Annotated in this window: 12 protein-coding genes; 8 read left to right on the top strand and 4 right to left on the bottom strand. The window is 73.2% G+C overall.

All coding sequences use genetic code 11. The features are described from left to right. Nucleotides 1-154 precede the first annotated feature (154 nt). Together AC51EU_RS01245 and AC51EU_RS01240 are read left to right on the top strand one after the other, a co-directional pair. The gene (locus AC51EU_RS01245) at nucleotides 155-949 is read left to right on the top strand and encodes a polysaccharide deacetylase family protein (protein WP_496264696.1); all 795 of its coding nucleotides are present in this window, start codon (nucleotides 155-157) and stop codon (nucleotides 947-949) included. Nucleotides 950-1,165: 216 nt separating this feature from the next. Further along, nucleotides 1,166-1,795, top strand: a complete 630-nt coding sequence (locus tag AC51EU_RS01240; protein ID WP_496264695.1) for a class I SAM-dependent methyltransferase — start codon at nucleotides 1,166-1,168, stop codon at nucleotides 1,793-1,795. Between the two features lie 9 nt (nucleotides 1,796-1,804). Here the strand turns inward: AC51EU_RS01240 and AC51EU_RS01235 are convergent, their stop codons facing one another. Next, nucleotides 1,805-2,995, bottom strand: coding sequence for a glycosyltransferase (locus tag AC51EU_RS01235; protein ID WP_496264694.1), 1,191 nt, complete (start codon nucleotides 2,993-2,995; stop codon nucleotides 1,805-1,807). 342 nt (nucleotides 2,996-3,337) lie between these two features. Between AC51EU_RS01235 and AC51EU_RS01230 the strand changes: the two genes are divergently transcribed. The 5 genes from AC51EU_RS01230 to AC51EU_RS01210 all read left to right on the top strand — a co-directional run bounded on the left by AC51EU_RS01230 (nucleotide 3,338) and on the right by AC51EU_RS01210 (nucleotide 9,170). Continuing rightward, entirely contained in the window at nucleotides 3,338-3,784 is a 447-nt protein-coding gene (locus AC51EU_RS01230) for an RrF2 family transcriptional regulator (RefSeq protein ID WP_496264693.1), read from the top strand. A 103-nt stretch (nucleotides 3,785-3,887) separates the two neighbouring features. Then, a complete protein-coding gene (locus AC51EU_RS01225; RefSeq protein ID WP_496264692.1) occupies nucleotides 3,888-5,063 on the top strand; it encodes a globin domain-containing protein in 1,176 nt (391 codons plus the stop codon). Nucleotides 5,064-5,376: 313 nt separating this feature from the next. Next, complete coding sequence (locus tag AC51EU_RS01220; RefSeq protein WP_496264691.1) at nucleotides 5,377-6,966, top strand: alpha/beta fold hydrolase; 1,590 nt, start codon at nucleotides 5,377-5,379, stop codon at nucleotides 6,964-6,966. Nucleotides 6,967-7,144: 178 nt separating this feature from the next. Then, nucleotides 7,145-7,864, top strand: coding sequence for a TetR/AcrR family transcriptional regulator (locus AC51EU_RS01215; protein ID WP_496264690.1), 720 nt, complete (start codon nucleotides 7,145-7,147; stop codon nucleotides 7,862-7,864). 25 nt (nucleotides 7,865-7,889) lie between these two features. Next, a complete protein-coding gene (locus AC51EU_RS01210; protein WP_496264689.1) occupies nucleotides 7,890-9,170 on the top strand; it encodes a cytochrome P450 family protein in 1,281 nt (426 codons plus the stop codon). Between the two features lie 6 nt (nucleotides 9,171-9,176). On the opposite strand, the gene AC51EU_RS01205 is transcribed toward AC51EU_RS01210, so the two are convergent. Further along, the gene (locus AC51EU_RS01205; RefSeq protein WP_496264688.1) at nucleotides 9,177-10,220 is read right to left on the bottom strand and encodes a hypothetical protein; all 1,044 of its coding nucleotides are present in this window, start codon (nucleotides 10,218-10,220) and stop codon (nucleotides 9,177-9,179) included. Nucleotides 10,221-10,453: 233 nt separating this feature from the next. Between AC51EU_RS01205 and AC51EU_RS01200 the strand changes: the two genes are divergently transcribed. Then, a complete protein-coding gene (locus tag AC51EU_RS01200) occupies nucleotides 10,454-10,906 on the top strand; it encodes a hypothetical protein (RefSeq protein ID WP_496264687.1) in 453 nt (150 codons plus the stop codon). 14 nt (nucleotides 10,907-10,920) lie between these two features. Here AC51EU_RS01200 and AC51EU_RS01195 read toward each other — a convergent pair whose 3' ends face one another. Then, nucleotides 10,921-11,664, bottom strand: coding sequence for an amino acid ABC transporter ATP-binding protein (locus AC51EU_RS01195; RefSeq protein ID WP_496264686.1), 744 nt, complete (start codon nucleotides 11,662-11,664; stop codon nucleotides 10,921-10,923). A gap of 59 nt (nucleotides 11,665-11,723) precedes the next feature. Beyond that, complete coding sequence (locus tag AC51EU_RS01190; protein ID WP_496264685.1) at nucleotides 11,724-12,152, bottom strand: DUF6278 family protein; 429 nt, start codon at nucleotides 12,150-12,152, stop codon at nucleotides 11,724-11,726. Nucleotides 12,153-12,232 lie beyond the last annotated feature (80 nt).

Below are 12,232 nucleotides of genomic sequence, written 5' to 3'. Positions count from 1 at the left end.
TGCGGCCGATCGGGTACGCCACCTCCCTCCCGCGGCGTCAATGCCGTGCCGCGCGGGCGCCGTGTGAGAGCACGGAACCGTGCACTCCGATAAACACACAAATCTCCCTTCCGGTGCACGCCCCACCCGGCGGACGGTCCTGCGGGGCGCCGTCATGGTGGGCGTGCTCTCCGCCTGCCACCTGATCGGCGACTCCGCCTCCGGCCCCGGCCGCCCGGTCACCGGCCACCAGGCCCCGCCCCGCCCGACACCGACGCCGGCCCCCGACACCCCTCCCGCCGTCACACCCGACGCCTACCGGCTGCGCCCGATGACCGGCGAGGGCTCCCCACCGGGCCCGCGCGGCGCCCCGGGCCGCCCCGAGGTCGCGTTCACGGTGCCCACCCACACCCGCGACATCGCCCTGACCTTCGACGACGGCCCCGACCCGACCTACACCCCGCAGATCCTGCACGTCCTGCGCCGCCACGATGTGCAGGCCACGTTCTTCGTCGTCGGGCAGTGCGCCTCGGCGTTCCCCCGGCTGCTGCACGAGATCGCCGGCGACGGCCATGTCGTCGCCAACCACTCGTGGTCGCATCCCCCGCTCACCCGACTCACCCCGGCCCGGGTGCGCGCCGAACTGGGCCGCACCAGCGAGGTGATCGAACGCACCCTCGGCACACCCCCGACGCTGGCCCGCGCCCCGTACGGGGCCTGGAACCCCCGGGCGCTGGAGATCTGCAACGGCCTGGGCATGTCACCGGTCAACTGGTCCATCGACCCGGAGGACTGGGCCCGCCCCGGCTCCCGGCACATCGAGCGGGCCGTGCTGCGCCAGATGCGGCCGGGCGCGATCGTGCTCTCCCACGACGGCGGCGGCGACCGTTCGCAGACCGTCGCGGCCCTGGACCGCTACCTGCCCCACGTCCTGGACCAGGGGTACACCCCCGTACGACTGCGACCGTGACGCCCACCACCGAAAACGTGACAGTTGTCACGGATGCCCCCATTACCCATCCGTCCCGCCAGTGGTTTACCGTTCAAGCAGGGAGGTATCCGGGAGACCGCCTCCCTCCGCAGACCGCCCCGGCCGAGTTCCCCCGTTCGGCCGGGGCTCTCCTTTTTCCCGCCGGGTTCCGGCCACCCGGCCACGGGCCGGTCGTCCGTCTGGCACCGTCACTCCGTGCCCTTCGACCACAACGACCACTACCACCGCCTGCTGCTCCGCCGGATTCCGCCGGACTGCCGCACGGCGCTCGACGTCGGCTGCGGGACCGGCCGCTTCGCCCGCGCGCTCGCCCGGCGCGGCATCCGCGCCGACGGCATCGACCCCTGCGCCGAGGTGATCGCCGAGGCCCGCGCCACCACCACGCCCCGGAACACCGGTGACGGCCCCCTCCCCCGCTTCACCGTCGCGGACATCACCGCGCAGGCGCCGCCGTCCGCCCCGTACGACGCCGTGTTCTGCCTGGCGAGCCTGCACCACATGCCGTTCGCCACCGTCCGCGCCCTGCGCGACGCGCTGGCCCCCGGCGGCACCCTGGTGGTCCTCGGCTGCTACCGGGAGCACACCCCGGCCGACTGGGCCTGGAGCCTGGCCGCCGTCCCCGTGAACGCCGTGTTCCGGCTCGCGGTGGCCGCCGCGGAACGGCTGCGCCGCGCCTCCGCCGCCGGACGCGTGGCGGCCCCCGTCCGCCCGCCGGAGATGCCGCTGTCCCGCGTACGGGAGGAGGCGGCGGCGCTGCTCCCCGGCTGCCGGATACGCCGACTGCTGTTCTGGCGTTTCCTGCTGGTGTACCGGAAGCCGGGGTGAGGGCGGCGGTCAGCCGACGAGCTCCTCCATGTCCGCCGCGACCTGGGCGATGTCCGGGAGGGCGAGGGCGGCGAGCTGGGCGCGCCGGATGCCCGCGGCGATGTCCCGATCCGCCAGGACCTCCCGGCAGACGGTGGCGAAGGCGTCCGGGCTCGTGTCGGTGATGTGCCGGCCCAGGCCCAGTTCCTGGACGCGTTCGGCGTTGTGCGGCTGGTCGCCGAAGTTCGGTGCGACGGCCATCGGCGCCCCGGCGCGCACCGACTCGCGGATGCTGTTGTAGCCGCCGTGGGTGACGAACAGGTCGACGCACTCCAGCAGCAGCGGCTGGGCGAGCCGTTCGGTGAGGCGGAGATGGGGGGCCGGGGTCACGCCCTCGTAGGAGATGCCGGAGGTCGCGACGACGGCGGTGCAGTCCACTTCGGACAGGCCGGCGAGGGTCGCCCGCAGCAGCTCGGACGGGTCGGTCATGCCCGGCGGCAGCTCGCCGCCCTCGGGGACCATGGACTGGAGCATGGGCATCGCCGTACCGACGGCGGCGAAGACCAGGGGCTTGTCCGTGGGGAGGTCCGCGACCCACTCCGGGAGCCCCGCGGTGCGGTCCACGGTGGTCTGCCGGTAGGCGAAGACCTTGGCGGGGTGGCGGGCGAAGGACAAGGAGGCGGGCAGGTAGTCGAACCGGCCGTGCGGGTAGAGGGAGTCCGGCGTGTCCTGCGCGGGCAGGCCCATCTCCTCCCGCAGCCGGTTCAGCGGCTCCAGCAGGTCGGCCGGGTCGGAGAGGTTCACCATGCCCGACGGTATGGGCAGGTGCGGTATGCCGAGCTGTTCGGCGAGCAGAACGGCGCCGAGGTCCATCCCGTCACGGATGACGAGCTGCGGCGCGGCCTCGCGGGCCAGCTCCGACAGCGCCCGGTGGGAGTCCCTGGCGAAGGAGCCGGTCAGCGCCTCCGCCAGGGCCCGCAGATGCGGGTCGGCGCCCTCTTCGTCGGTGTCCTGCGGCTCGGGCGGGACGGAGGGGCCGCCCGAGAAGCTGAGTGTCGGCAGGGAGACGACGGTGGTGACGTCGTCCTCGGCGAAGACGGGCGCCACGGCCTCCGTCGTCGCCACCGTGACCGTGTGTCCGGCCGCGGCCAGCGCGCGGGCCAGCGGGAGCAGTGCCCGGCCGTGGGACGGCGAGCCGGTCGCGGTGCACAGGACGCGCATGATTCCTCTTCCCGGAAGATCGCCGGGCTCACCGGACGGCGGCGTGCTGCGCCGGTCTGCGGGTGGCACGGCTGCTGAGTGACGCTCTGATCTGCGTCACCGTAGGAATCGCGCGAAGATCACGTCAACGCGTTTCAAGGGAACATGGATGCGATTGAGCCAGGCCCCGGGTACCCACCCCCGGACGGGTGACGCGTACGGGCCGTACGGGAGGGCGCACCGCGGGGGCGCGCGCCATCGTGAGGACGGCGCGATCCGGTCGTCGCCGCAGGTCATCAGCGGCAGGGGCGGAAACGCGACCCCAAATCGGTATCTCGGATACCAGTTCTGTACCGTAAGGGTGTGCGATTGACCAAGAGCACCGACATCGCGTTGCGCATCGCCATGCGCCTGGCCGTCGTCGGTGACGACGAACCGGCGCCCACCACCCGCGAGGTGGCGAGCGCGGTCGAGGTGCCCTACACGCACGCCGCCAAGGTCGTCAGCAGGCTCCAGCACCTCGGCGTCGTCGAGGCACGGCGCGGACGGGGCGGCGGCCTGACGCTGACCACGGCCGGCCGCACGGGATCACTGGGCCGCCTGCTCCGCGAACTGGAGGGGACCGGCGACGTCGTGGGCTGCGAGGACCAGCCCCCCTGCCCGTTGCGCGGCGCCTGCCGTCTGCGCGGGGCGCTGCGCGAGGCGCAGGAGGCGTTCTACGCGGCGCTCGACCCGCTGTCGATCGGCGAACTCGTCGGCGCGCCCACCGGCCCCCTGCTGCTGACCCTCACCTCCCGGCCACCGGACTGACTTTCCCCCGACCCCACCACCCGCCCTCACCTCGCCCAAAAATATGCATCTCAGATGCAAGTTCTGCTCTGACCTGCGCCGACCGAGAATCTGGAGACCGTCCATGTTGTCGCCGAAGTCCGCCGAGACCGTCCGCGCCACCCTCCCCGCCGTCGGAGCCGCCATCGGCGACATCACTCCGCTCTTCTACGAGAAGATGTTCGCGGCCCACCCGGAGCTGCTGCGGGACCTGTTCAACCGCGCCAACCAGGCCAACGGCACCCAGCGGCAGGCCCTCGCTGGTTCGATCGCCACCTTCGCCACGTACCTCGTCGAGCACCCCGACAGCCGCCCGGACGCGATGCTCGCCCGGATCGCCCACAAGCACGCCTCCCTCGGGGTGCGCCCCGATCAGTACCCGATCGTGCACGAGCACCTGTTCGCGGCCATCGCCGAGATCCTCGGGGACGCGGTGACCGAGGAGGTCGCGGCGGCCTGGGACGAGGTGTACTGGCTGATGGCGAACGCGCTGATCGCGATCGAGCGCGGCCTGTACACCGCGTCCGGCACCCCCGAGGGCGCGGTGTGGCGCGAGTACCGGGTGGCCGGCCGCTTCCAGGAGACCGATGACGTCGCCACGTTCTTCCTGCGTCCGCTCGACGACGCGCCCCTGCCGCCGGCCCGCCCCGGCCAGTACGTCTCGGTGCGGGTCGAACTGGCCGACGGGGCGCGGCAGATACGCCAGTACAGCCTGTCGGGCGAGCCGGACGGCGGGCTCCAGTTCTCCGTCAAGCGGGTGGCGGGCGACCCGGCGGGCGAGGTCTCGAACCATCTGCACGACCACGTCCACGGCGGGGAGACGCTGCGGGTGAGCGCCCCGTTCGGCGATGTGGTGCTCGACGAGGGCGACGGACCGGTGCTGTTCGCCTCGGCCGGCATCGGCTGCACCCCGGTCATCGGGATGCTCACGCATCTCGCCGTCACCGACTCCCCGCGCCGCGTGATCGCCGCACATGCCGACCGGGCCCCGCACACCCACGCGTTCCGCGCCGACCTGCGGCGCCTGACGGGCAAGCTGCCGAACGCCACCGCCGAGGTCTGGTACGAGAACCCGGGCGAGGAGACCTCCGCACACACCGGCCTGATGGACCTCGCGCGGATCGACGTGCCCGAGGGCACCACCGCCTACCTGTGCGGCCCGGTGCCGTTCATGAAGGCGGTCCGCGCGCAGCTCCTGGAGCGCGGGGTGCGTCCGGCCGACATCCACTACGAGATGTTCGGCCCCGACCTCGGCATCTGAGGGCGCGTCACCGCGGGCCGGGACCCGCGGCACCCGTCCGGACCGGCCGCCGGCGGCCCCGCACCGGGACCGCCGGCGGCCGGTCCGCGCATGATTGGGTGACACGTCCGCGTCAACCCCGCCCGGACCGCCACCCGCACACCCTCGGTCAATCCCGCCACGTTTCCACGACGTTACCCAGCCGTAACCCACCCAAGGGTTACCGCTGGTAAAAGACGGACCTTACGCTCCAGGCACCTCGGACCGGCCCGGTGCCCCTCCTGCCCTGCCACAGGCAGCGCCCGGCCGGACCGCACACGGTCTGGAGCAGAAGATGACGTCCTCCCGCACGACGCCGCGCGCCGTCCTCGGCGCCGCCCTGGCCACGGTCCTCGCCGGCACCCTCTGTGGCGCCCCCGCCGCCACCGCCGCCCAGGCCACGACGTCCCGCACCGCGGCGTCCGGCCCCTCCGTACGCTTCACCGACATCACCGGCGACGGCGGTGTCACGCTCAAGGCGAATGTCGTCGCCCCGGCCGGCGACGGCGAAGGCCGCCGCTTCCCGCTGATCGTCCTGCCCACCAGCTGGGCCGTGCCACAGGTCGAGTACCTGGCACAGGCGACCCGGCTGGCCGCCGACGGCTATGTCGTCGTCTCCTACAACGTGCGCGGCTTCTGGCAGTCGGGCGGCGAGATCGAGACGGCCGGACCACGCGACATCGCCGACGCGTCCAAGGTCATCGACTGGGCGCTGGCGCACACCCCCGCCGACCCGCACAAGGTCGGGATGGGCGGCGTCTCGTACGGCGCCGGGATCAGCCTGCTGGCCTCGGCGCACGACAAGCGGATCAAGGCGGTGACGGCGCTCAGCGGCTGGGCCGACCTGGTCGGTTCGATCTACGGCGAACGCACCCAGCACCGCCAGGCGGCGGTCCTGCTCGGCGGGTCCGGCGAGCTGACCGGCCGCCCCGGGCCCGAACTCCGCGCGGTCCTCAAGGACTTCCTCGGCTCGAACCTCGCCGCGGAGAAGGACATGGTCGCGTGGGGCGCGAAGCGCTCCCCCGCGACCTACCTCGACAAGATCAACGACAATGGCGCGGCCATCATGCTGGGCAACGCCTGGGGTGACTCGATCTTCCCGCCCAACCAGTACGCCGACTTCTTCGAGAAGCTCAAGGGCCCCAAGCGGCTGGAGTTCCGTCCCGGCGACCACGCCACGGCGGAGGGCACCGGCCTGTTCGGGCTGCCCAACGACACCTGGACGCACGCCCGCCGCTGGTTCGACCGCTACCTCAAGGGCACGGACAACGGCGTCGACCGCGAGGCCCCCGTGCTCCTCACCTCCCGCTCCACCGGGACGTACGAGGGCTACAAGAGCTGGCGGGACGTGCCGTCGGCGCAGCGCCGGATCGCGCTGGACGGCACCCGGAAGATCGGCACCTGGGCCGACTCGGGCGCCAACGGCGGAGTTGCCCTCCTCTCCAGCGTCCTGGACCAGTTCCTCCGGATTCCCCCGCTCGCCTCGATCCCGCTGCTGCCGCGCTCGGTGGCCGCCGTCTGGGAGTCGGAGCGCTACGACAGCCCCCAGCGGGTGCGCGGCACGGTACGCGTCCACACCACCGTGACCGGGACCGCCAAGAGCGGCACCGCCGTCGCCTACCTCTACGACGTCGGCCCGCTCGGCCTGGGCAAGCTGGTCTCGCACGCCCCGTTCACCTTCCACGACAAGACCCCGGGCCGCCCGTTCACCGCGGACTGGGACCTGTTCTCCACGGCGTACGACGTCCCGGCCGGGCACCGGCTCGCGGTCGTCGTGGACACCGCCGACCCGCTCTACATCACCCACAACCCGCGCGGCTCCTCGCTGACGTTCTCCTCCCCGGCCGGCGACCCCTCGTACGTCTCGGTACCGGTCCGCGACTGAGCGGCGGTATCCGGCCACTCCCCCGCGCCGCCCGGGACACCGGGGTGGCCGGTATCCGACGCTCCCCCGGCCGGGGGAGGTTGGCCGGAAAGCGCCTTCTTGCGCGACTTGACGCCCTCGTACTGTCGGCCTCGTGACCAGATGTCGAATCCGGTCACGAGGTCACCGAGGGGGGTCCGTGGACCGGACGAAGCGCGGGGAGCGCATCCTGCAGGCGGCGGGGGACCTGCTGGTCGCTTGGGGGTACCGGCGGGTGACGATCGACGAGATCGCCCGCCGCGCCAAGGTCGGCAAGGGCACGGTCTATCTGCACTGGAAGACCAAGGACGCCCTGCTGCTCGCCGTCCTGCTCGACAACAAGTCCTGGTCCCTGCGGCGGCAGTTGGAGCGGATGCGCGGCGAGCCGCTGGAGGTCCTGCCCGGCCGGCTGCTGGCCGGGCACTACCACGACTTCCTGGCGAGCCCCGTCCTGCGCGCCCTGCACACCGCCGACACCGGCGTCCTCGGCCGCCTCAACGACACCGCCCAGCAGGAGCTGGCCGAGCTGATCGGACACGGCGAGCGGACGCTGCGCGACCACTTCGTCCTGCTGCGCGAGCACGGACTGGCGCGCGCCGATGTCCCCGTGGAGCACCAGCAGTACGCCGTACGGGCGGTGGCCACCGGCTTCTTCGTGACCGAGTCCCTGCTCGACACCCACACGCCCGGCCCCCCCGAGGTCCGGGCCCGGCTCCTCGCCCACACGGTCGACGGCGTGCTGGGGACCCCGGCCGCCGCCGATGACGACGCCTGCCGCGTACGCGCCGCGGCCACCGCGGCCGCCCCGCGCGTCATCGCGCTCTACGAGCACCTCGAAGCGCTCTGCGCGCGGGAAATACGCCGGCAACTGCGTCCTTGACTCCCGATCCGGAGGAGATCGCACGATGTCAACACCAGCCACTCCCTTCACCGAGCACATCGGGAAACACCCGGGTGAACCGCATGTCCTGGACCCGGCCCTGCTCACCGACCCCTTCGCCGGCTACGGCGCGCTGCGCGAACAGGGCGCCGTCGTCCGCGGCCGCTTCCTCGACGACTCACCGGTGTGGTTCGTCACCCGCTTCGACGAGGTCCGCCAGATCCTGCGCGACCAGCGGTTCGTCAACAACGGCACGGCCGCCGTCGGCGCCGACGGGATCGACCGGGCCGCCCGGATGCTGGACGCGATGGGCGTGCCCGAGGAACTGCGCGTCTACTTCTCCGGCTCCATCCTCAACAGCGACGCCCCCGACCACACCCGGCTGCGCCGCCTGGTGTCCCGGGCCTTCACCGCCCGCAAGATCACCGACCTGCGGCCCCGGGTGGAGGAGATCACCGACGCGCTGCTCGACCGGCTGCCCGACCACGCCGAGGACGGGGTCGTCGACCTCATCGAGCACTTCGCCTACCCGCTGCCCATCACCGTCATCTGCGAACTGGTCGGCATCGCGGAGGAGGACCGCCCGCAGTGGCGGGCCTGGGGCCGCGAGCTGGTCACGCTGGACCCGGCCCGGCTCGCCCGCGCGTTCGTCCCGATGATCGAGCACATCCACGAGCTGATACGCACCCGCCGCTCGGCGCTCACGGACGACCTGCTGAGCGAGCTGATCCGCGCCCATGACGACGACGGCGGGCGGCTGAGCGACACCGAGATGGTCACCATGGTCCTCACCCTGGTCCTGGCCGGCCACGAGACCACCGCCCACCTCATCACCAACGGCACCGCCGCCCTGCTCACCCACCCCGACCAACTCGCCCTGCTGCGGCAGGACATGGGCCTGATGCCGCGCGCCGTGCACGAGCTGATGCGCTGGTGCGGGCCCGTGCAGGCGACCCAGCTGCGCTTCGCCTCCGAGGACGTCGAGATCGGCGGCACCCTGATCCGCAAGGGCGATCAGGTCCAGCTCAGCCTGGTCGCCGCCAACCACGACCCCCGCCACTACGACGACCCCGACCGTCTCGACCTGACCCGCCACCCCGCGGGCCACGCCGAGAACCACGTCGGCTTCGGCCACGGCATGCACTACTGCCTGGGCGCCACCCTCGCCCGCCAGGAAGGCGAGGTCGCCCTCGGCAAACTCCTCACCCGCTACCCGGACCTGGCCCTGGGCGTGCCCCCGGAGCGGCTGGAACGCGCCCAGCTCCCCGGCAACTGGCGGCTGACGTCCCTGCCGGTGCGCCTGTAGCCCGGCTCACGCACCGTCCGCTGCCTCGGCATCGTCCTGGCCGACACCGTCGTCCAGGACGATGCGCGCGGTGTGCCGCTCCTCACCGGCCCCGACCTCGCGCAGCGCCCGCTCGATACGGAGGTAGAGGGTGGCCGCCAGCGCCCAGTCCGCGTCCATGTCGCCGTTCTCCTGCCGCTTCTTCCACAGCGTCAGCAGTATGGCGATGAGGGAGCGGCCGGACAGGGACGCCTCCACCAGGCCGCCCTCCACCTCCAGCACCGCGGGCGGGGTACGGAAGTGCGGGTGCGCCCCGGCGAGCCCGGCGAGGAACTCCCAGGTGTCGCGGTGGCACACCAGCTCGGCCGACGAGACGCCCGCCGCGGTCAGCAGCAGCGCCCCGTGGGCCACCAGCGGGCCGTCCGCCTCCTGGTCGTCCGCCTCGGGGGGCATCTCGGCCGCCGGACGGGGCGTGCCGTGGCGCGCCGGGTCGCCCTGGGCGGCGCGGGCCGCGGTGGTCAGCTGCCGGCAGGCGCGTTCCGCGGCCTCCTTCAGGCGCTTCCAGTCGGCCGCCCGTGCGTCGTGCCGTGCCGTGCCGTCCGCCGCCGTTCTGCCGTCCCGCGCCGGGGACGGCTCCCGGGTGTCGTCGTCCTGCCCGAACCCGTTGCCGGCCTGTTCCACTTCTTCCTCCTGATCGGTGTCGTTCACGCGGGTGCCGTCGGCGGCCGGGGGGTGCGGGGCCTCGTCCGGCTCCGGCTCCGGCTCCGGGGCGGCGGGTGCCGCACGGCCCGCCTCCGGCGCCTTTGGCGCGGCGGGGGCGGTACGGGCCGCCAGGGCGCGCACCTCCTCGCGCAGGGCCTCGACACCGGCGCGGACCTCGGCCAGTTCGCCGGACATCCGCTCCTGCCGGTCGTTCAGCAGGCCCGTCTGCTCCCGCAGCCCGTTCGCCGCGGCCGAGGCGGTCTCGGCGACCGTGTGGCGCAACCGGTCCAGGCCGCCGTGGAGGGCGCACAGTCCCGTGAGGCGGTCGTCCAGACGCCGGCAGATCTCGCCGAACTCCGGGCGCTCCATGCCGTTCCGCTGCCGCTTCCGCTTGCCCCACACCGTGCAACCCCCTGGCCACGCGTCCTCATTGCCGTCCGTACCTCCCCTGCGGACCAGCGGATGACGCGGCTTTTTCCGGTCAACAAGATCAACGGGCGCACACCGGCCCCCACCGGCGCGGATGCCCTCTCGCGCGCCTCTGCGCCCGCCTCCCCCACCGCGGGCGCTCCCCCGCGCGCCCGTCCGGCATGATCGTGGTCATGAGCCGTCCGCATCTGCCCACCACGGAAGCCGCCGTCACCGCCGTCCGCGCCGTCGCCGACGCGTACGGGCGGGAGATCACCGTCACCGACGACATCGGGGCGGACCGTTCGTCCCGGCGGACCGCCTCGGGCGCCTTCGCGGTGCTCGACCCGGACGGGTCGCTCCCGCACGAGGCGTTCATCGAGCTGGGCGGCGTACCGGACGTCGATGTGCAGCTGTTCGCCGAGGGCGACGCGAGGATCGTCGTGGAGGGCGTGGAGTTCGCCGACGTGCCCCGGGACGCCGTACCGGACTTCCTGCGGGCGGTGTACGGGGGTCTGGCCCGCGTCAAGGAGCGGTTCTTCCCTCCGGCGGCCTGGCTGATCGTCCCGCTGCCGGGCGACGAGACCTACAAGGAGCTGGTGACGCCCCGGATGCTCACCCCGTGGCTGGCGCGGTCCGTGCGCTGACCCGGGCCGGCCGTTCAGCGCGGGAGGATCTTGGAGAGGAAGTCCCTGGCCCGTGCGCTCTCCGGGGCGCGGAAGAAGTCGTCGGGGGCGCGGACCTCGACGATCCGGCCGTCGGCCATGAAGACGACGCGGTCGGCGGCGGAGCGGGCGAAGCCCATCTCATGGGTGACGACGAGCATCGTCATGCCCTCCCGGGCCAGTTGCCGCATCACCTCCAGCACCTCGTTGATCATCTCCGGGTCGAGGGCGGAGGTCGGCTCGTCGAAGAGGAGGGCGAGGGGGTCCATCGCCAGGGCGCGGGCGATGGCGACGCGCTGCTGCTGGCCGCCGGAGAGCTGGGCGGGGTACTTGCCGGCCTGGTCGGCGAGCCCGACCCGGTCCAGGAGTTCCCGGGCCCGCCGCTCGGCCTCGTCCCTCCCGCGCTTCTTCACCTTGACGGGCGCCAGCATGACGTTGGCGAGCACCGTCCGGTGGGCGAAGAGGTGGAAGGACTGGAAGACCATGCCGACCTCGGCACGGAGCGCGGCGAGCGCGTGTCCCCCGGCGGGCAGGGGCGTGCCGGCCACGGTGATGGTGCCGGAGTCGATCGTCTCCAGGCGGTTGATGGCCCGGCAGAGGGTGGACTTGCCCGCTCCGGACGGCCCGATGACCACCACGACCTCGCCGCGGCCGACGGTGAGGTCGATGTCCCGCAGCACCTGCTGCCCGCCGTAGGACTTGTTGACCCGGCGCAGTTCGATCAGTGGTTCACCGGTCATCCGTGGGCCCTCGCTCTCTCGTCCGCCCGGCGGGGGCAGCACCGCTCCGCCGGAGCCGGTCAGCTCTCCGCGGCCTCGGCGTAGACCTGGGACAGCTCGGGCGCCCCGTCGTCGGCCCAGGCCCGTCCGGCGGCCACCGCGTCGACGACCCGGCCCGACGCCAGCCGCACCACCGGCCGCCCGTCCGGCCACACCTGCCACACCGCGCCGCGTACCGTGCGCACCAGGACGGTCCCGAGGTAGAGGCCCGCGTCGTTGCCGAGCCACGGCAGGACCTCCGGGTCGTCCCGCCACACCGGCTGCAACTGGTCCAGCGCCTCCAACGAGGTCACGGAGTCGTCGAGTCGTACGCCGGAGCCGGCCGCCTGGACGCGCAGCAGCTCGCACTCGGACAGCAGCTCGGCGACGCTGCCCGCGTCGTCGCGCACCGGCCCGGCCGGGTCCGCGACGGGACGCTTGCGCCACTTGTCCAGGAAAGACAGGTTCATGGAGTGCAGGGTCGCATCCCAAACCCGCCCCTGGCCACCGGCACGCCCCGTACCGGTGGCACGGCGCCACAGCTCCGGGC

This window comes from Candidatus Streptomyces philanthi (genome assembly GCF_059553635.1).
The sequence above is the reverse complement of the archived record's forward strand: the minus strand, read 5'-3'. Positions and strand labels throughout refer to the sequence as shown.